The sequence below is a fragment of the Methylobacterium sp. ME121 genome (genome assembly GCF_000974725.1).
GTDB lineage: Bacteria > Pseudomonadota > Alphaproteobacteria > Rhizobiales > Beijerinckiaceae > Methylobacterium > Methylobacterium radiotolerans.
Window position 1 is genome coordinate 46963 of sequence record NZ_BBUX01000022.1, and the last position, 19048, is coordinate 66010.

Sequence of the window (19048 nt, forward strand, 5' to 3'; positions counted from 1 at the left end):
CGGCCAGCCGCCCCCGTCGCGAACCTGTCAGGGCGCCACGCCGCGCAGGGGCGCGGAGGCCTGGCGCTCGAAGGTCCACCGGACCTCGACGTCGTCGGCGACCCGCAGGTGAAGGACGATCTGGTCGGTCCGGCGCGGCCCGGTCAGCCCCGAGAAGTAGACGCTCTCCTCGATGGCGATCGCGGCGTTCTCGGCGCGGAACGTCCAGATCTCCCCGAGCGCCGAGGCGAGTTCCAGCCCCTCGGGGATGCTGCGCACCGCGATCCCGGGATGGAGGTGGAAGCGGATCGCCACGTCCTGCGGGCGCAGCCGCCGCCCGCGGCTGAGCCCCTTGCCCTGGCGCAGGAAGGCGTCGCGGCCCTCCAGGCGGGCCGTCGCGTGGAAGAGCTGCCAGCGGCGCTCGTGCACGATGCCGAACTCGGGGCCGTAGCCGTTGTGCCGGGCCGCGAGGACGACGCTGTCGGTCTCCTCGGCGCGCTCGGCGGCCACCGCGGACGGACCGCTCAGCACCACCGGGCCGCGCCGGCGGATCAGCCAGTCGGCCAGGAGCCGCTCGCCCCACCAGCCGGTGCGGGTGAGGAACCGGCAGGACGAGGCGTGGGCCACCGCGGCCGTGGAATGGGCCGGCGTCGAGCGGGCCAGGAGGCGCAGATCCGCGCCGCTGGCCGGCAGACCGCAATTGACCACGATGCGCTGCGGTCCGCTCGACATCTCGAAGGCGAGGCAGCCGGCACCGGCATTGACCGAGTAGGGCAGCGGCGGGCTGGCGCCGACATCGGCCACGATCACGACCCGGCCGCCCTCAAGGCGCTCGTAGCCGGAATTCGGCGCGTGCATCAGCGGGCGGGCGAGCGCGCCGTCGTAGACCAGCAGGGTCGCGAGATGGTCCGCGTCCGTGGCGCCCATGCCGTTGAAGTGGCTCAGCGAGGCGTCCGGGTGCCGCAGGAGACGCAGCAGCGGCAGCATCCGGTCGATTGCGCGCAGGAGCGAGAGCGGCGGCTCGACGCTGCGGCTCAGATAACTCTGGCGCAGGGGCAGCAGGTCGAGGAGCAGCTCCATGGCGAAGCGCGGGTCGCGGGAGCGGTGGCCGCCATCGGTCAGGATCTGCCGGTCGAGTTCCCGCGTCAGGATCCGGGTCGCCCGTCGCAGGATCGGCTGGATGCCGTCGCAGCACAGGCCGGCGTAGCAGAGCGCCACCGCGGCGTTCAGGCGCCATTGCGGCGGCACGCCCCGCCGGAGGTCACGCTCGAGCTGCTGCGCGTTGCGCCCGATCGCCTTCAGGAAGTTCTGGTAGAAGCCGTGGTCGGCGCCCTCCAGCACGAGGGGCGACTGGCACAGGAACGAGATCAGCCGGCGCGCCGCCACCGGCGTCTGCCGGGCGAGCACCGCGTCGCCGCGGCCGGCGATGAAATCGGCCACGAAGGCGCGGGCATTGGCCCGGGCGAGCGCGGTGTCGGCGGCGCGCAGGTGACGCAGCCAGCCGAAGCCGTAGAGCTCGTCGGCCCATTCCGGTGACGGCGCCGCGTAATCGAAGGGCGAGCCGCCGCTCGCCGCGAGCGACCGGCCGGCGAAGACGAACAATCCGGCATAGATGTCGTCCGCGAAGGTCGCGTCGGAGGTGCGCAGGTCCTGCGGCGCGATCACGAGCCCGGCCACCCGCATCCGGGCGAGGATGTCGGGCGAGGCGGTGACGCTGGCGCCGGCGGCGCGCACCGCGCGCGCGGCCTCGCGCGCGACGAGCCGATAGAAGCGCCAGCGGTCAGGCCCCCAAGCCACGCGATCTCCGAGCTACGCGTTCTGACAAGGCCCCAAGGCCTTGAGCCCTCGCGTACGAGGATCGGCTGGCACCCGTTTCGTAAGGCTAGTGGGGGCCTCTTAACCGGCGGTTTACGCTATGTCATGTCCGACGCCGCCAAGGCGAACGGCGGCGGCGGGCCTTCTCCGCGGCGGGGCTAGCCCGGCATCAGCGCCGCGTCGAACGCCTTGAGGTTCGACCGCATCAGATCGAGATAGGTCGCGGCCGGACCGCCCGGCGCCGAGAGCGCGTCGGAATAGACCTTGCCGCCGACGCGGGCGCCGCTCTCGCGGGCGATCTGCTGCATCTGGCGCGGGTCGCTGATGTTCTCGAGGAACACCGCCGGCACGCGCTCCTTCCGGATCTGGCGGATGATCGCCGCCACGTCCCGCGGACTCGCCTCGCTGTCCGTCGACACGCCCTGCGGCGCGATGAAGCGCAGGCCGTAGGCCGCCGCGAAGTAGCCGAAGGCGTCGTGGGTCGTGATGATCCGCCGCCGCTCCGGCGGAATGCGGGCGATCGCCGCCCGCACGTCCCGCTCTAGCGCGTCGAGCTCGGCGAGATAGGCGGCCGCCGCCGCCCGATAGGCGTCGGCATGGGCCGGATCGACCTTGGCGAGGCCGTCCCGGATGTTCGCCACGTAGATCCGCACGTTGGCGACATCCTGCCAGGCATGCGGGTCCACGGCGTGGTCGCCGTGCCCGTGGTCGCCGTCGCCGTGGGCGTGCTCGTCCTGCGCGGGGATCGGCTTCACGCCCGCGGAGGCCACCACGACGGGGGCGCGCGTTCCGGAAGCTCGGATCAGCCGGTCGAACCAGCCCTCCAGCCCGAGGCCGTTGACGAACACGATGTCGGCTTCGGCGAGCTTGCGCGCGTCGGCCGGGGACGGGCTCAGGCCGTGGGCATCGGAGTCCGGCCCGACCAGCGTCGCCACCGTCACGTGCGATCCACCGACCTGCCGGACGAGGTCGCCGAGGATCGAGAACGTCGCCACCGCCCGGACCGGCCCGTCCTGCCCGGCAGCCGAGGCCGGCCCCGCCGACCCGAACCACAGGGATAGGATCGCGAGCGCCGTGATCCGGAATGTTCTCGCCACGCGCCGCACCGCTCCACCTGCCCGATTCCCCGTCGCGCCTGCCACTAATGTAACATTGTTACATACACAAGCGGGATACACGGTCGGTGCCTCATGCGCGGCGTTGGGCGCCGCCGCGGGCCGCGACGACGTCCCGAGCGTAAGACGGAGATGTCCATGTCCCGACGTATGAGAGCGGCCATTCTCATCAGCGGCGCCCTCGGCCTGGGGCTCGCCGGCGCGGCCTTCGCGCACGATCACGGGCCCGGCGGATTCCGCGGGCACGGGCGCTGGAGCGCGCTGACGCCCGAGGACCGCGCGGCCTTCACGGATGCCCGCATCGCCGCCCTGCATGCGGGCCTGAAGCTGACGCCCGACCAGGAGAAGCTCTGGCCGCCGGTCGAGGCGGCGATCCGCGACATGGCCAAGCTGCGCCAGCAGCGCCGCGCGGCGATGCGCGACCGGCCGAAATTCAGCGACGACGCCCCGGCGGCGCTGCGGGCGATGGCGGACGCGGCGAGCGCGCGGGGCGACGCCCTGCGCAAGCTCGCCGACGCGTCGCAGCCGCTCTACGCCAGCCTCGACCCCGATCAGAAGCGGCGCGCCCTGATCCTCGCCCGGCCGATGGGCCCGATGGGCGGCCACGGCATGCGGGGCGGCTGGCAGCGCGAGCACGACGACGATCGCGGGCCGCGCGGCGAAGACCGCTGAGCAAAAGCCTTGATCCGCGGCGGCGGCGGCGGCAAACCGCTGCCGCCGCGCATCCTGACCGGGGGCGGCACTGATCCGACCCGGTAGGTCTCATGGCGCGCCTTCCCGGCGACACGGCTCCCCTCCTCGCCCGGCTCTGGCGCACCTGGCTGTACCCGCACCGGGCCACCCTGGCGGTGGTGCTGGTGCTCATCGCGCTGGTGGGCGCCTCGACGGGGCTCTACCCCGCGCTGATCAAGGCCGCCTTCGACGCCTTCGACCGCAAGGACGCCGCCGCCATCGCGTACGGACCGCTGGTGGTGATCGTGGTCACGGCCACGCGCGGCTTCGCCCTCTACGGCCAGACGGTGCTGACCAACCGCGTGGTGACCCGGGTCGAGGCCGACATGCAGTCCGCGCTCTACAGCCACCTGATCGACTCGGACCTCGCCCAGCTCGGCCGCGAGAGCCCGGCGGCGCTGACCCAGCGCTTCACCACCGACTTCGCCTTCATCAAGGAGGCGCTGACCCGCATCTCGACAGTCCTTCTCCGCGACATCGCGATGCTGATCGGGCTCGTGGCCGCGCTGATCTGGATGGATCCTGTGCTGACCCTGGTGGCCGGTGTCACGGTCCCGTTCGTCGCCGGGCCGATCGGGCGGATCGGCCGGAAGCTGCGGCGGGTCTCGACCTCGACCCAGGAGCAGATGGGCGCCACCGCCAGCCTGATCTCCGAGAGCCTGCAGGGGGCCCGGGTCGCCAAGACCTTCGCCATGGAGAGCTACCTCAAGGGCCGCGCCGCCGCCGCCCTCGACGAGGTGCGCCGCCTCAAGATGAAGGCCGCCAACGCCCGCGGCCGCCTCGACCCGCTGCTGGAGATCGGCGGCGGCATCGCGGTGGCGGGCGTGCTGGTGCTGGTCGGGCAGCGCGTGCTGGCCGGGGAGAAGACGGTCGGCGACTTCACCGGCTACGTGGCGGCGCTGCTGCTCGCGGCGCAGCCGGCCCGGGCGCTCGGCAACCTCAACGCCATCCTGCAGGAGGCCGCGGCCGCGATGCGGCGCTACTTCGACGTGATGGACGAGGTCCCCACGATCCGCGAGGCGCCGGACGCCCGGCCGCTGGCGATCGCGGGCGGCGGCATCCGGTTCGCGGACGTGCATTTCCGCTACCGGCCGGACGCGCCGGCGCTGGAGGGCATCGACCTCGCGGTCCCCGCCGGCTCCGTGACCGCACTCGTCGGGCGCTCGGGCTCCGGGAAGTCCTCGCTGCTCAACCTCGTTCCGCGCCTCTACGACGTCACCGGCGGCGCGGTGACCATCGACGGCCAGGACGTGCGGACCGTCACGCTGGCCTCGCTGCGCGCCGCGGTCGCGGTGGTGTCGCAGGAGGTCGTGCTCTTCGACGACACGATCGCCGCCAATATCGGCTTCGGCCGGCCCGGAGCGACGCGCGCGGAGATCGAGGCGGCGGCCGCGGCCGCCGCGGCCCACACCTTCGTCACGGCCCTGCCGGAGGGTTACGACTTCCGGGTCGGATCGGGCGGCGGGCGGCTCTCCGGCGGCGAGCGGCAGCGGGTGGCCCTCGCCCGCGCCTTCCTCAAGGACGCGCCGATCCTGCTCCTCGACGAGGCGACCTCGGCCCTCGATTCCGAATCGGAGCGGCTCGTCCAGGAGGCGCTGACCCGGCTGATGCGCGGCCGGACCACCCTGGTGATTGCCCACCGGCTCTCGACGGTGCGCGAGGCCGATCAGATCGCCGTGATGGACGCCGGCCGCGTGATCGAGATCGGGCGGCACGACGACCTGCTCGCGACTGGCGGCCCCTACGCGCGCCTTCACCGGTTGCAGCTGTCGGAACCGGCGACCGCGGAGTGACACGCAGGGTGACTCGCATGTGCGGCGACGCCGTCATGCGCCGGCTCCGTAGATTCGCGCGCCGGAGCGCGCCATAAGGGCCTCAGTCGATGAGGACCACACCGTGAGCGACCTGACGTTCGAGATCCAAAGTCATCCCGCGCCGCGGACCGCCGAGGAGCGGGCCGCACTGATGGCGAATCCAGGCTTCGGCAAGGTGTTCACAGACCACATGGTGGTGGCGCGGTACACGGCCGGCCGCGGCTGGCACGACGCGCGGATCCAGGCCCGCGAGGCCATCCCGCTCGACCCCGCCGCCGCGGTGCTGCACTACGCGCAGGAGATCTTCGAGGGCCTCAAGGCCTACCGCACCGCTGACGGCGGCGCGGCCCTGTTTCGACCCGAGGCGAACGCCCTGCGGTTCCGCCGCTCGGCCGAGCGCATGGCGATGGCGCCGTTCCCCGAGGACGCCTTCGTGGAGGCGATGCGCAAGCTCGTCGAGATCGACCGCGCCTGGATCCCCGACACGCCGGACGGCAGCCTCTACCTGCGCCCGTTCATGATCGCCAGCGAGGCCTTTCTCGGGGTCAAGCCGGCCTCGGAATACCTGTTCGTGACGATCGCCTCGGCCGTCGGCTCGTACTTCAAGGATCCGACCGGCACCGTGACGGTGTGGGTCTCGGAGCACTTCACCCGCGCGGCCCCGGGCGGCACCGGCGCGGCCAAGTGCGGCGGCAACTACGCCGCGAGCCTCGCGGCGCAGTCGGAGGCGGCGTCCCAGGGCTGCGAGCAGGTGGTGTTCCTGGACGCGGCCGAGCGCCGGTTCGTCGAGGAACTCGGCGGCATGAACGTGTTCTTCGTCTTCGAGGACGGCACGCTGGTGACGCCGCCGCTCTCGGACAGCATCCTGCCTGGCATCACCCGCGACTCGGTGATCACCCTGGCCCGGGAGGCCGGCCTGACGGTCAAGGAGGAGCCCTACACGATCGACGCGTGGCGCGCCGACGTGCGGGAGGGACGCCTCACCGAGGCCTTCGCCTGCGGCACCGCCGCGGTGATCACGCCGATCGGCACCGTGAAGGGCCGGGAGGAGAGCTTCACGATCGGGAACGGCAAGGCCGGCCCGGTGGCCCAGCGGCTGCGGAGCCTGCTGGTGGACATCCAGCGGGGCAATTCCAATGACGCCCATGGCTGGTTCCAGAAGATCTTCTAGGAGCCGTCTCCCGTCCGCGGCGGTGCGTTCATCGTCGGGACGGCCGGGTTCACCGCTCGGACCCGGAGGGCGCCTGTCCAGCTCCTATCCTGAGGTCCCGGACGCCTCCGGGGCCGCCGTGCGGCCCCGCGGCCCGCGGCCGGCCGACCGGAGCGTCCGCCTCAGGATACGGCGGCCGCGCGCGTGACGGACGCGGCGGTCCGCTCCCCCGAGGCAGCGATCGGCCCCTGGAATCCGGGCGTCCGGTCCGATCTGCCGTCCGCGTTCGTGCCGCTGGTCACCGTCTACCGGCCGGAGCACGTCGAGACGCCGCTCCGCGACGCCCTGGATCTGAGCGACCTCTGCGGGCTGCCCGCCCGCCAGCTCACCCGGTTCCGGGCCGGCCGCCTCGTCGTCCACGAAGTCCTGATCCGGGTCATGTCGGACCTGTCCGTGCCGGTCGGCGCGGTCTACGCCGATCTCGGCGTGAACTTCCGCGCCATCGTCACCACGATCCTGCGCGAGGGGATCGAGCCGCGCCTCGGCGAGATCGAGACCGCCCTCGCGGGGATCCGCGCCGAGGCCGACGCGGTGCTCGCCCGCGAGGTCGCCGCCATCCTGGACGACCGGCCTCCACCGCCGCCGGAGCCGCGCTGGCTCGACCGCCTCCTCGGACGCCGCCCTCCGGCGCTCGAGGCCCCGCGCGAGGATCTCGCGACCCGCGCCCTGCGCCATCTGGAGACCTGGCAGCGGCGCGCCGCCGAAGCCGGCGACGCCCTGGAGATCGCCGCCTGCGAGGCTCTGCGTGCCGTCGTGGCCGGCCTGATCGCCCGGCAGAACACGGTCATCCGCGACGCGGCCCTGCTGCGGACCATCGCGGGGACGCTGGTCTCGAACGGCTACGGCAGCCGGCGCATCGGCGAGCAGATCGAGCCCTGGATCGACGCGGTCGTGGAGGCGCAGCGCTACCGGCGGCTGGCGCCCCAGGATCATCCGGTGGTGATGAACGTGAAGGGTGCCTCGGCGTCCGGGAAGAGCACGATCCGCCCCTACCAGCTCGGCCTCGCCAGGCGCCTGGGCATGGCGTGGTCGGATTTCGCGGTGATCACCCCCGATGTCTGGCGCAAGTACCTCCTCGACTACGACAGCCTGGGCGAAGCCTCCCGCTACGCCGGGACGCTGACCGGCTACGAGGTCGAGATCATCGATATGAAGCTCGACCGCTACGTCACCCGCAAGGCGGCGGAGCGGCGGATCTCGAACCTGCTGATCGACCGGTTCCGGTTCGACAGCTTCCAGGCCGAGGCCGGCTCGGACGGGGGCGGCCAGCTGCTCACGCGGTTCGGCGATCGGGTCTACATGCAGTTCATGGTCACGCCCCCGGCCGATACCGTGGAGCGCGCCTGGAAGCGCGGCGAGCTGTTCGGCCGCTACAAGGCCGTGGAGGACCTGCTGGCCCACAACGTCGAGGCCTATACCGGGATGCCGCGCCTGTTCTTTAACTGGGCGCTCGCACGCGACAAGCAGGTGGTCTGCGAGTTCCTCGACAACAGCGTGCCGCTGGGCGAGCGCCCGCGCACCATCGCGTTCTGGGCGGACGGGATCCTCAACATCCTCGACGTGAAGGGGTTGATCGACATCGACCGCTTCCGGAAGGTCGACATCTTCGCCCGCGGCCCTGAGGCGGTGTTCAAGGGCGCCGACCTCTCTGCAGCCGCCAACACCACCTTCCTACGGGAATGCCTGCGCCGGATGGCCACCGTCCGATTCGTTCAGGCCGAGACCGGGCGGGCGATCCTGCGCCTCGACCGAGGTCGGATCACCGCGCTGGATCGGGACACTTTGGCGGCGGTGAAGGCGGGCCCGGACTGGGAGGCCGCCTGTGCGGCCATCGGCTTTCCGGCCGATCCAAGTTCCATCCCTACCCTGGAGGAGACGCTGCACCCGGCTGACGCGCCGACGCTCGGCGCGTGGGGCCCGATTCCTGCAGCGGGGCAAACGGAATAATATCGCCGCCCTGACAGTTCATCCGGTCCGTCTCACGCTGGTATATTGCATACCTAGAACGGATGTGCATGATCGTCGGTGCACCAGAGACGCCGCCACAGCAAGGCCGCGCCGCCCAAGAGAGAGGCTCAGGGATGGAACGCCAGGATTCGCCGTCGGCGAAATGGTGGCAGCTCGCCTTCGGCGTGATCTGCATGGCCATGATCGCCAACCTCCAATACGGTTGGACACTGTTCGTGGACCCGATCGATCAGCGTTACCACTGGGGCCGCGCGGCGATCCAGCTCGCATTCACGCTGTTCGTCGCCACCGAGACCTGGCTGGTTCCGGTCGAGGCTTGGTTCGTCGACCGCTACGGTCCGAAGATCGTGGTCGCCTTCGGCGGCGTGATGATCGCCCTCGCCTGGACCATCAACGCGTACGCCGACAGCCTGGCGATGCTCTATCTCGGCGCCGTCATCGCCGGCATCGGTGCGGGCTCGGTCTACGGCACCTGTGTGGGCAACGCGCTCAAGTGGTTCCCGGATCGCCGCGGCCTCGCCGCCGGTGCCACCGCGGCCGGCTTCGGCGCGGGTGCCGCCATCACGGTGGTGCCGATCGCCCGCATGATCGCGTCCAGCGGCTACCAGGACGCATTCCTGTATTTCGGCATCGGCCAGGGCGCCGTGGTCCTCGCCCTAGCCTTCCTGCTGCGCAAGCCGTCGACCAACACGCCGGTCCAGCGCAAGAAGACGCGCCTGCCGCAGACCAAGGTCGACCGCAGCCCGCGCGAGGCGGTGCGCACCCCGGTCTTCTGGGTGATGTACGTGATGTTCGTGATGGTCGCCTCCGGTGGCCTGATGGCGGCGGCGCAGATCGCCCCGATCGCCCATGACTTCCAGGTGGCCGGCGTCCCGGTGAGCCTGTTCGGCCTGCAGATGGCGGCGCTGACGCTGGCGATCTCGCTCGACCGGGTCTTCGACGGGTTCGGCCGGCCGTTCTTCGGCTACGTCTCCGACCATATCGGCCGCGAGAACACGATGTTCATCGCCTTTTCGACGGCGGCGCTGGCCGTGATCGTGCTGCTGACCTACGGCCACATCCCGATGGTCTTCGTGTTGGCCACCGCGGTGTATTTCGGGGTGTTCGGCGAGATCTACTCGCTGTTCCCGGCGACCTGCGGCGACACGTTCGGCTCCAAGTACGCCGCCAGCAACGCCGGCCTGCTCTACACCGCCAAGGGTACCGCGGCCTTCCTCGTCCCCTTCGCCAGCATCCTGTCGGCGGCCTACGGCTGGTCGGCGGTGTTCACGCTGATCATCGTCCTCAACGTGACGGCGGCGGCGCTGGCGATGTTCGTCCTGCGCCCGATGCGGGCCCGCTACCTCGCCTCGGAAGACCAGCCCGCGGCGCTCGGCGCCCAGCCGATCCGGGCGGCCTGACCGGCCTCCCACCCCACGGCGTCGCGGAAGCGACGCCCAACCTTCCCGGATCTCCCGCCCGCCCCGTCTTCGGGAGCGCGGGGGATCCCCAGCCAGCCGGCGCCGAGCGCCGCCCGTCCAAACCGATCTTCCGGGAGAAACCGTGATGACCGCAGTCGCCAAGATCGTCCACACCGCCCCCGAGGTCGAGGCCGAGCCCGATCTGACCGACGGCTTCCACCTCGTCATCGACGCGCTCAAGCTCAACGGCATCGACACCATCTACGGTGTCCCGGGCATCCCGATCACCGATCTCGGCCGCATGGCCCAGGCCGAGGGGATGCGGGTCATCTCGTTCCGCCACGAGCAGCACGCCGGTAACGCCGCGGCGATCGCGGGCTTCCTCACCCAGAAGCCGGGCATCTGCCTCACCGTCTCGGCACCGGGCTTCCTCAACGGCCTGACCGCCCTCGCCAACGCCACCACCAACTGCTTCCCGATGATCCTGATCTCGGGCTCCTCCGAGCGCGAGATCGTCGACCTGCAGCAGGGCGACTACGAGGAGATGGACCAGCTCGCCATCGCCAAGCCCCTGTGCAAGGCGGCCTTCCGCGTCCTGCACGCCGCCGATATCGGCATCGGCGTCGCCCGCGCGATCCGCGCGGCCTGCTCGGGCCGGCCGGGCGGCGTCTACCTCGACCTGCCCGCCAAGCTGTTCTCCCAGGTGATGGACGCCGAGGCCGGCCAGAAGTCGCTGGTCAAGGTGATCGACCCGGCCCCGGCCCAGCACCCCGCTCCCGAGGCGATCGCCCGGGCGCTCGAGGTCCTGAAATCCGCCAAGCGGCCGCTGATCGTGCTCGGCAAGGGCGCCGCCTACGCCCAGGCCGACGAGGCGATCCGCGCCCTCGTGGAGACGAGCGGCATCCCCTACGTTCCGATGAGCATGGCCAAGGGCCTCCTGCCCGACACCCACCCGCTCTCGGCCGGCGCGGCGCGCTCGACGGCGCTGAAGGACTCGGACGTGGTGCTGCTGATCGGCGCCCGGCTGAACTGGCTGCTGTCGCACGGCAAGGGCAAGAGCTGGGGCGAGCCGGGCTCGACCAAGTTCATCCAGATCGACATCGAGCCCCGCGAGATGGACTCGAACGTCGAGATCGTCGCTCCGGTGGTCGGCGACATCGCCTCCTGCGTCCAGGCACTGCTCGACGGCATGGGCCAGGGCTGGCAGCAGCCCCCGTCCGACTGGATCGAGACGCTCAAGACCAAGCGCGAGGCGAACATCGCCAAGATGGCGCCGAAGCTCATGAGCAACGCCTCGCCCATGAATTTCCACGCCGCGCTCGGGGCGCTCCGCACCATCATCAAGGAGCGGCCGGACGCGATCCTGGTCAACGAGGGCGCCAACACCCTCGACCTCGCCCGCGGCATCATCGACATGTACCAGCCGCGCAAGCGCCTGGACGTCGGCACCTGGGGCATCATGGGCATCGGCATGGGCTTCGCCGTCGCGGCCGCGGTCGAGACCGGCAAGCCGGTCCTCTGCGTGGAAGGTGACAGCGCCTTCGGCTTCTCCGGCATGGAGGTCGAGACGATCTGCCGGTACGGCCTGCCGGTCTGCATCGTGGTGTTCAACAACAACGGCATCTATCGCGGCACCGACACCGACCCGACCGGTCGCGATCCGGCCACCACGGTATTCGTGCCGGATTCCCGCTACGACCGGATGATCGAGGCCTTCGGCGGCGTCGGCTACCACGTCACCACGCCGGACGAGCTGACCCGCGCGGTCAACGAGGCGATGAACTCGGGCCGCCCAGCCCTGGTCAACGCCGTCATCGACCCGGCCGCCGGCAGCGAGAGCGGCAACATCGGCAGCCTCAACCCCCAGAGCGGGATCAAGAAGAAGAAGTGAGGGCCGCGGGCGTCCTCAGCCCGGTCCCCTGACATCGACAGACCGGCCGGATCGCTCAGCGGTCCGGCCGTTCGTGAATGAGCGGCATCTTCTCAGGCCGATCCGCAGTTCCCCTCGCCCCTGTGGGAGGGGCAGGCCTTCGCGGCGGCAAGCTACGTCGCGCGATCCCAGACACCGATCCGACGAGTCCCCGCGATGATCGATCCCGACCTCGCCGGCCGCCTGCACTTCCGACACCGTCTCCCGACTGAGGAGCCCCTTCCCCCAGGCCGGCACGATCTCGGCCTCTTCGCCGAGCGCGACGCGGTGCTGGTGGTTCCCGAGGGTCTCGATCCGCGCCGCCCCTGCCCGCTCGTGGTGCTGTTCCACGGCGGCGGCGGCAGCGCCGAGCGGATCCTGCCGATGCTGGAGGCGCATGCCCGGACCGAGCGCTTCCTGCTCCTCGTGCCGCAATCCCTGTTTCCGACGTGGGACCTCGTCATCGCCGGTCACGGGCCGGACCGGGAGCGGGTCGCGGCGGCGCTGGATCACGTCGCTGACCGGTTCCTGCTCGATCCGCAGCGGCTCTGCTTCGCGGGCCACTCGGACGGCGGCAGCTATACGCTCTCCCTGGGGCTCGCCAACGGCGACGTGGCGCGCCACCTGATCGTCTCGTCGGCCGGGTTCCTGTCGGTTCACCTGCAGGTCGGGGCGCCGCGCATCTTCCTGTCTCACGGGACGCAGGACGAGCAGATCCCGATCGACCGGAGCGCCCGGGTCCACGTGCCGGCCCTGCGCGAGGCCGGCTATCCGGTGACCTTCGTCGAGTATGACGGCCCGCACGCCCACCAGCCGGCCGTGGTGGCGCAGGCCGTCGCGTTCTTCCTGGCGGACCCGGCCGAACGCCCCTGAGGCTCAGGCCAGGGCGGCCCGCGCCGGCGCGCGGGCGCGGACCGGTGCCTCGCGCGCGTCGGTCTCGGACAGGAGCGCCGGGATCAGGTCCGTCTGCGAGACGATCCCGACCAGGCGGCCGTCGGTGTCGACCACCGGCAGGTGGTGAAGCCCCGCCTCCGACATCCGCGGCACCAGCGCGGCCACGGGCGTGTCGGGACCGACCGGCTCGACGGCGCTCATGATGTCGGCCGCGCAGCCGTGAGGGGCGCGGCCGCGCTCGGCGGTGAGGCGCAGGCGGCGGCCGAGGCCGAGACGCGGCCCGTTCCGGTCCCAGGCGGCCTTGTCGAGCAGATCGGTCTGCGTGACGATGCCGAGGACGCGCGCGCCCTCGTCGGTGACCGGGAGCGCCTTGATCCGGTGACGGCGCAGCAGCCGCATGGCCTCGGACAGCGGCGCGTCCGGCGCCACCGCGATCACGTCGCGCGACATGATCGCCGCGCAGGTGATCGGCCCTGAGCGGCGGCCGTAGACCCGCATCTGCACGCGCCGCAGGATCTGCTCCAGGTCGCTCCGGTCGACGTCGAGAAGCTGGTCGAAATCCTCCAGCGCGGCATCGAGGTCCGAGGCCCGGAAGCCCACGCGGGCGCCGGAGGGCGGATCGGCCGTTCGCGGCCCGGCGGGTCGCAGGTGCGGGTAGGCGCGCCCGGTCAGGTTGTTGAACAGCAGGGCGGTTGTCAGCAGGAGCAGCGAGTTGGCCGCCACCGGCCACAGCACGAAGCCGTAGCCCAGCTCCCGGATCGCCGGGCCGCCGAGGACCGCCGTCAGCGCCACGGCCCCGCTCGGCGGGTGCAGGCAGCGCAGGACCATCATCAGCGCGATCGCCACGCCGATGGCGCAGGACGCGGCCACGAACGGGTCGCCGATCCAGGCCGCCGCCGTGACGCCCACGAGCGCCGCCACGGTGTTGCCGCCGAGGATCGACCAGGGCTGCGCCAGGGGGCTCGCTGGCACGGCGAAGAGCAGCACCGCCGAGGCCCCCATCGGGGCGATCAGCACCGGCAGCGCCTCGGCCGGGACGGAGACCCGACAGACGAAACCGGTCGTCAGGATGCCCACGAGGGCACCGGCCGCGGAGCGCAGGCGCTCGCGCTTGCTGACCGGGGTCAGCTCCGGCAGGAAACGGCTGAGGAATGCGCGCATCGGATCCGGGGCTCGCACATGAAAAGGACGGCGCCGGGGGAGCGCCGTCCTGTCTCAGGAACGCTGAGGTCGGGCGGTCTCTATCAGACCGCGCGGGCCTCGTGCATCGCCCGGATCTGCTCCGGCGTGTAACCCAGGTCTGCGAGCACCTCATCGGTGTGCTCGCCCAGCAGTGGCGACGCCTTCACCTCGACTTTCATGTCGGAGAACTTGATCGGGCTTCCGACGGTCAGGTACTTGCCGAGCTTCGGGTGCGCCACCTCGACGACGGTGCCGCTCTCGCGCAGGGACTTGTCCTCGGCGATCTCCTTCATCGACAGCACCGGCGCGCAGGGGATGTCGTAGGTGCGCAGGATGTCGACCGCCTCGAACTTGGTCTTGTCGGCGAGCCACTCCTCGATCGTCTTGAAGATGTCGAAGATCTTATCCTGGCGGGCCCGCGGGGTGTTGTAGCCCGGATCGGTGATCCACTCCTCCTTGCCGAGCGCCTTGCAGATCGGCGCCCAGGCGTGGCCCTGGATGGTGAAGTAGATGTAGGCGTTCGGGTCGGTCTCCCAGCCCTTGCACTTCAGCACCCAGCCCGGCTGTCCGCCGCCGCCCGCGTTGCCGCCGCGTGGCACCACGTCGGAGAACTCGCCGTGGGGGTACTGCGGGTACTCCTCGAGGTAGCCGAGGGCGTCGAGGCGCTGCTGATCGCGCAGCTTCACGCGGCAGAGGTTGATCACCGAGTCCTGCATCGACACGGCGACCTTCTGGCCCTTGCCGGTCTTGTTCTTCTGGTGGAGCGCCGTGAGGATGCCGATGGCGAGGTGCATGCCGGTGTTGGAGTCGCCGAGCGCGGCGGCGCTGACGGTGGGCGGCCCGTCCCAGAAGCCCGTGGTCGAGGCGGCACCGCCCGCGCACTGGGCGACGTTCTCGTAGACCTTCAGGTCCTCGTAGTGGTGACCGTCCGAGAAGCCCTTCACCGAGGCGAGGATCATGCCCGGGTTCAGCTCCTGGATGCGGGCCCAGGAGAAGCCCATCCGGTCGAGGGCGCCGGGGCCGAAATTCTCGACCATGACGTCGGAGTCCTGGATGAGCTTCTCGAGGACTTCCTTGCCGGCCTGGGTCTTGGTGTCGAGGGTGAGCGAGCGCTTGTTGGAGTTCAGCATCGTGAAGTAGAGCGCGTCCGCGTCCTCGACGTGGCGCAGCTGGGTGCGGGTCACGTCGCCGGCGCCGGGACGCTCGACCTTGATCACGTCGGCGCCGAACCAAGCGAGCAGCTGCGTGCAGGCCGGGCCGGCCTGGACGTGCGTGAAGTCGATGATCTTGATGCCTTCCAGCGGCTTGCTCATTGGGCGTTCTCCCTGTGCGGTTTGGTGATCGGGACCTTCGGCACGTCCGGCGGGATCAAGGTGCCCGGCGGTTCGCATCCGAGGAAGCTTCGAGTTCGGCCACGCGCTGGCGCAGGCGCTTCTCCTCGGCCCAGCGATCGGTCTCGTCGCGGATCACGGCGACGATCCCGGTCACGTGGTCGGAGGCGTCCCGCACCATCCCCACCGTGAAGGCGATGGAGAGCTGGTGGCCGTCCTTGTGGAGCGCCGGCACCCTCAGGGTCTCTGCCCCGTACCGGGTGACGCCGGTGCGCATGGTCTTGGCGTAGCCGTCCCAGTGGCGGCGACGGTGCCGCTCGGGCGTGATGAGGTCGAGGCTCTGCCCCAGCGCCTCGGCGGCGGTGAAGCCGAAGATGCGCTCGGCAGCCGGGTTCCAGACGGTGATGGCGCCGTCCGGATCGGACACCACCACGGCGTCGCCGATGGCCTCGACCAGACCGTCAAGTTCGGAGGGACCGGGCGCGGCCAGGGTCGGCCCGGTCGTCCTCATGGACGCCACCCGGTCGGCGGCGCGGATGAGAGGTGAATCGCGGCAGTCCGGCGCCTTGTCATGGGGCGGCCCTTCCTGAACGTCACTCGCGAGAACGGCGGTAAATTTCCGGTCCCGCATCCCTGAAGGGCCGTCACCCGCCCTCGTCGGTTGGTATTTGGTATGCCAAATGGGAAATGGCGTCAACCGAGGGAGTGACAGGTGGAACTTTTCTTCAAGCGGCCGAATGAGATCTCCGGCGAGGCCGAGGAGCGGACGCACCCTGCCCGACCGAGTCGGCGTGTCTCGGCAAGGCGCTCATGTTGTTCTCAGATTCGCCGCTTTCGGCGAGCAGGAGATCGTGCGTCAGGCCGCTCGTACCGGCGGTTCGGCGAGCCGCCCGGGAGACCATTTCGGTGATCCGTTTCGAGAAAGTCAGCAAGGTCTACCGCACGGAGGGCCACCGGCGGACCATCTTGGAGCAGGTGTCGTTCACCCTGAAGCCGGGCGTCTCCTACGGCATCCTCGGCATCAACGGCGCCGGAAAATCGACCACGATGCGGCTGATCGCCGGCACCGAGGACGCGACGCGGGGCCGGATCCACCGCGGCCTCAGAGTGTCGTGGCCCCTCGGCTTCGCCGGCGGTTTCCATCCCAAGATGACCGGGCGCGACAACGTCACGTTCGTGGCGCGCATCTACGGCGAGGACCCGCGCAAGGTCCTCGATTTCGTCGAGGACTTCTCTGAGCTCGGAAGCTACCTCGACGTTCCGATCTACACGTACTCATCCGGCATGGGCGCGCGGCTCGCCTTCGGTATGAGCATGGCGATCCCGTTCGACTGCTATCTGATCGACGAGATCACCTCGGTCGGCGACGCGCGGTTCTCGAAGCGCTGCGACGAGGTCTTCTCGCAGCGTCGGAAGAACGCCGACATCATCATGGTCTCGCACTCGATGGAGACGATCCGCCAGTGGTGCACGCAGGGGCTCGTCCTGCTCAACGGCCGCGCGATCATCTACGAGGACGTGAACGACGCCATCGAGGTGTACCGGCGCCTCAACGCCTGACCGCGCCGGCGGCCGGCCGTGACGACATGCTTTTGCCGCCTCGCCGTGCGAGAGACGATCGCGGCGCCGCGTGCGGCGCGGTCGGGATCCCGGTGACGGATCGACCTTCGAGGCCGGGGAGGCCGGGAATCAGACCATGAACATGGAGATCCGGAAGGCCGAGGGGCAGCCGGTCACGCCCGCGGACCGCCAGCAGGCTGTCAGCGAGTCGCTGCGGCAGATCGCGCGCATGTCGCGCTTCGCCGACCGCAAGAAGGGAATCCGATCTTACCAGGCCGATGCCAAGAATGATCCCTGGATCCCGATCCTGTTCGTCGTCTGCTTCCTGCTGCCGACCCTCGCCGGCGCGGTCTATTACGGCCTGATCGCCTCGGATCGCTACGTCACCGAGGCGCGGTTCGCGATCCGGCCGGCCCTCGGCTCCGCCGAGAAGACGTCCTCGGAGACCGGGGGCACGAATTCCGGCATGGCGAACCAGATGGTGGCGCAGGACACGCTGATCACGCGCGAGTTCATCCTGAGCCGGCCGATGCTGGAGCTCCTCGAGGCGCAGCTGCCGCTGCGCCAGTGGTACAGCAACGATTCGATCGACTACTTCTCGCGATTCGATCCGGAGAAGCCGATCGAGAAGTTCCTCCGCTACTGGAAGCGGCGCGTCGGCGTCGAGGTCGAGTCCGGATCCGGCATCCTGTCGGTGGAGGTCGAGGCCTTCGATCCCGAGGAATCCCTCGCCATCGCCAAGGCCGTCATGAAGGAGGCTGAGCGCAAGGTGAACGACCTCACCGTCAAGTCGCGCGAGGATGCGGTCGCCGAGAGCACGCGCGAGCTGCGGCTCGCCGAGGAGCGGATGACCAAGATCCGCCTCGCGACCCGCGACCTGCGCAATCGCGAGGGCGTGCTCGACGCTCAGAAGACGAACGACATCAACGTCAAGATGATCGCTGAACTGCGGGCCTCCCGAATCAACCTCGCACTGCAGCTCGCCATCGGACAGCGGGACCTTGGGCCCGACGCGCGCCGGATCATCGACATCAAGCAGCAGATCAAGGAAATCGACGAGAACATCGCCCGGATCGAGCGGCAATCCGCCAGCCAGGATCCGGAGCAGAAGCGCCTGCTCTCGGACGCGTTGACCAAGTTTGAGGTCTTGGAGAACGACCGCAAGAACGCCGAGAAATACTATCAGCAGGTGCTGACCGCGCACGAGCGCGCGCGCATCATCGCGGCCCGGCAGATCGAGTTCTTCAGCCCGATCGTCGAGCCGGTGAAGGCGGAATCCTCCACCGAGCCGCGGCGGCTCCTGATGATCGGGCTGATCACCGCGGGCGCGGGCGTCCTGTTCGGCGCCGCGATGTTCGCCCGGAAGATGATGACCTGACCACCGCCCGGCCGGGCTTCCCGGGGACGGTCCGAGATCATCAGCGTCCGGACCCGGTGCCCCGGTCGTCGGCCGCCGGGCCGATCGTGCCGCCGGTCCAGCCCTGCGCCCGCCAGCCCTCGGCACGCTCGTCGAGATCGATCGACCCCGCATGGTCGAGAATGGACAGGACGCGCTCGGCCCGGGACTCGTCGGCGCGCACCGTCACCAGGGTGCCGCCCCGGCGCACGCCCTCGGCGTAGGTCTCGGCCTCGTCCGCGCTGAGACCCGCCGCCGTCAGGCCGCCGATCAGGCCGCCGGCCGCGGCGCCCACGCCCGCCCCCGTCACGGTGGCGACGAGCCAGCCCGCCGCCACCACCGGGCCGAGTCCCGGTATCGCCAGCAGACCCAGGCCCGCGAGCAGCCCGGCGCCGCCGCCCAGCACCGTGCCGACCGTGGCGCCGGTGCCGGCGGAGTCGGCCGCATCAACCGGTCGGGGCACGGCGGCCCCCGGCGCCCGCGGCGGGGCCGCGGGCTCGTCGCGGTTCGCGATGATGCTGATGTCCGCGTGGGGAATGCCGGCGGCCTCCAGCCGGTCCACCGCACCTGCGGCGGCGTCGTAATCGTCGAACAGGGCGGTCAGGGCGCGCAGGGCCATCGAACTCTCCCGGGATTCGCGGGCCTGGGCCCGGAGACGTGGCGGCGGCGCGGGCGGCCCGGACGCGGGCTCGGTCGGATGCCGGATCGACGCTCTCGCCGTCCGATCAAGCGATCGCGGCGGC

The 19048-nt window shown here is 70.8% G+C and carries 15 protein-coding genes; 9 read left to right on the forward strand and 6 right to left on the reverse strand.

The features are described from left to right. Positions 1 to 27 precede the first annotated feature (27 nt). Both ME121_RS15825 and ME121_RS15830 read right to left on the reverse strand, forming a co-directional pair. Complete coding sequence (locus ME121_RS15825; protein ID WP_059409165.1) at positions 28 to 1776, reverse strand: heparinase II/III family protein; 1749 nt, start codon at positions 1774 to 1776, stop codon at positions 28 to 30. Positions 1777 to 1952: 176 nt separating this feature from the next. Next, entirely contained in the window at positions 1953 to 2891 is a 939-nt protein-coding gene (locus ME121_RS15830) for a metal ABC transporter solute-binding protein, Zn/Mn family (protein WP_024828008.1), read from the reverse strand. Between the two features lie 156 nt (positions 2892 to 3047). Between ME121_RS15830 and ME121_RS15835 the strand changes: the two genes are divergently transcribed. The 7 genes from ME121_RS15835 (at position 3048) to ME121_RS15865 (ending at position 12815) form a co-directional block, all read left to right on the forward strand. Continuing rightward, on the forward strand, positions 3048 to 3581 hold the full coding sequence (locus ME121_RS15835) for a Spy/CpxP family protein refolding chaperone (protein WP_012322477.1): 534 nt from the start codon (positions 3048 to 3050) through the stop codon (positions 3579 to 3581). Between the two features lie 92 nt (positions 3582 to 3673). Continuing rightward, entirely contained in the window at positions 3674 to 5434 is a 1761-nt protein-coding gene (locus ME121_RS15840) for an ABC transporter ATP-binding protein (RefSeq protein ID WP_059409166.1), read from the forward strand. Positions 5435 to 5537: 103 nt separating this feature from the next. Further along, a complete protein-coding gene (locus tag ME121_RS15845) occupies positions 5538 to 6626 on the forward strand; it encodes a branched-chain amino acid aminotransferase (RefSeq protein WP_043075103.1) in 1089 nt (362 codons plus the stop codon). 183 nt (positions 6627 to 6809) lie between these two features. After that, on the forward strand, positions 6810 to 8612 hold the full coding sequence (locus ME121_RS15850) for a DEAD/DEAH box helicase family protein (RefSeq protein WP_059409167.1): 1803 nt from the start codon (positions 6810 to 6812) through the stop codon (positions 8610 to 8612). A gap of 134 nt (positions 8613 to 8746) precedes the next feature. Then, complete coding sequence (gene oxlT, locus ME121_RS15855; protein WP_012322473.1) at positions 8747 to 10033, forward strand: oxalate/formate MFS antiporter; 1287 nt, start codon at positions 8747 to 8749, stop codon at positions 10031 to 10033. A gap of 145 nt (positions 10034 to 10178) precedes the next feature. Next, the gene (gene oxc / locus ME121_RS15860; protein ID WP_012322472.1) at positions 10179 to 11924 is read left to right on the forward strand and encodes an oxalyl-CoA decarboxylase; all 1746 of its coding nucleotides are present in this window, start codon (positions 10179 to 10181) and stop codon (positions 11922 to 11924) included. Positions 11925 to 12119: 195 nt separating this feature from the next. Further along, positions 12120 to 12815 (forward strand): alpha/beta hydrolase, encoded by a 696-nt coding sequence (locus ME121_RS15865; RefSeq protein WP_024828014.1) that lies wholly within the window; start codon positions 12120 to 12122, stop codon positions 12813 to 12815. Positions 12816 to 12818: 3 nt separating this feature from the next. On the opposite strand, the gene ME121_RS15870 is transcribed toward ME121_RS15865, so the two are convergent. From ME121_RS15870 to ME121_RS15880, 3 genes are all read right to left on the reverse strand, one after another. Further along, positions 12819 to 13997 carry an HPP family protein gene (locus ME121_RS15870; RefSeq protein ID WP_059409168.1) on the reverse strand — a complete coding sequence of 393 codons (1179 nt, stop codon included), beginning with the start codon at positions 13995 to 13997 and terminating at the stop codon, positions 12819 to 12821. 83 nt (positions 13998 to 14080) lie between these two features. After that, entirely contained in the window at positions 14081 to 15331 is a 1251-nt protein-coding gene (frc, locus tag ME121_RS15875) for a formyl-CoA transferase (RefSeq protein WP_012322469.1), read from the reverse strand. A gap of 55 nt (positions 15332 to 15386) precedes the next feature. Continuing rightward, the gene (locus ME121_RS15880) at positions 15387 to 15860 is read right to left on the reverse strand and encodes a PAS domain-containing protein (protein ID WP_012322468.1); all 474 of its coding nucleotides are present in this window, start codon (positions 15858 to 15860) and stop codon (positions 15387 to 15389) included. A 395-nt stretch (positions 15861 to 16255) separates the two neighbouring features. Here ME121_RS15880 and ME121_RS15885 point away from each other — a divergent pair, with 395 nt between their 5' ends. After that, positions 16256 to 16909 (forward strand): ABC transporter ATP-binding protein, encoded by a 654-nt coding sequence (locus ME121_RS15885; protein WP_012322467.1) that lies wholly within the window; start codon positions 16256 to 16258, stop codon positions 16907 to 16909. Between the two features lie 136 nt (positions 16910 to 17045). Then, complete coding sequence (locus ME121_RS15890) at positions 17046 to 18287, forward strand: KpsE/RkpR family capsule polysaccharide export protein (RefSeq protein WP_059409172.1); 1242 nt, start codon at positions 17046 to 17048, stop codon at positions 18285 to 18287. Between the two features lie 40 nt (positions 18288 to 18327). Here the strand turns inward: ME121_RS15890 and ME121_RS15895 are convergent, their stop codons facing one another. Beyond that, positions 18328 to 18924: a hypothetical protein gene (locus tag ME121_RS15895; RefSeq protein ID WP_024828016.1), complete on the reverse strand. Its 597-nt coding sequence runs from the start codon at positions 18922 to 18924 to the stop codon at positions 18328 to 18330. Between the last annotated feature and the right edge of the window lie 124 nt (positions 18925 to 19048).

What these genes read in the sequence shown, in the direction of transcription:
- ME121_RS15870 (WP_059409168.1), bottom strand. Translation starts at nt 13,997, where the DNA reads ATGCGCGCATTCCTCAGCCGTTTCCTGCCGGAGCTGACCCCGGTCAGC.
- ME121_RS15890 (WP_059409172.1), top strand. Translation starts at nt 17,046, where the DNA reads ATGAACATGGAGATCCGGAAGGCCGAGGGGCAGCCGGTCACGCCCGCG.
- ME121_RS15840 (WP_059409166.1), top strand. Translation starts at nt 3,674, where the DNA reads ATGGCGCGCCTTCCCGGCGACACGGCTCCCCTCCTCGCCCGGCTCTGG.
- ME121_RS15895 (WP_024828016.1), bottom strand. Translation starts at nt 18,924, where the DNA reads ATGGCCCTGCGCGCCCTGACCGCCCTGTTCGACGATTACGACGCCGCC.
- ME121_RS15865 (WP_024828014.1), top strand. Translation starts at nt 12,120, where the DNA reads ATGATCGATCCCGACCTCGCCGGCCGCCTGCACTTCCGACACCGTCTC.
- frc (WP_012322469.1), bottom strand. Translation starts at nt 15,331, where the DNA reads ATGAGCAAGCCGCTGGAAGGCATCAAGATCATCGACTTCACGCACGTC.
- oxc (WP_012322472.1), top strand. Translation starts at nt 10,179, where the DNA reads ATGACCGCAGTCGCCAAGATCGTCCACACCGCCCCCGAGGTCGAGGCC.
- oxlT (WP_012322473.1), top strand. Translation starts at nt 8,747, where the DNA reads ATGGAACGCCAGGATTCGCCGTCGGCGAAATGGTGGCAGCTCGCCTTC.
- ME121_RS15880 (WP_012322468.1), bottom strand. Translation starts at nt 15,860, where the DNA reads ATGAGGACGACCGGGCCGACCCTGGCCGCGCCCGGTCCCTCCGAACTT.
- ME121_RS15835 (WP_012322477.1), top strand. Translation starts at nt 3,048, where the DNA reads ATGTCCCGACGTATGAGAGCGGCCATTCTCATCAGCGGCGCCCTCGGC.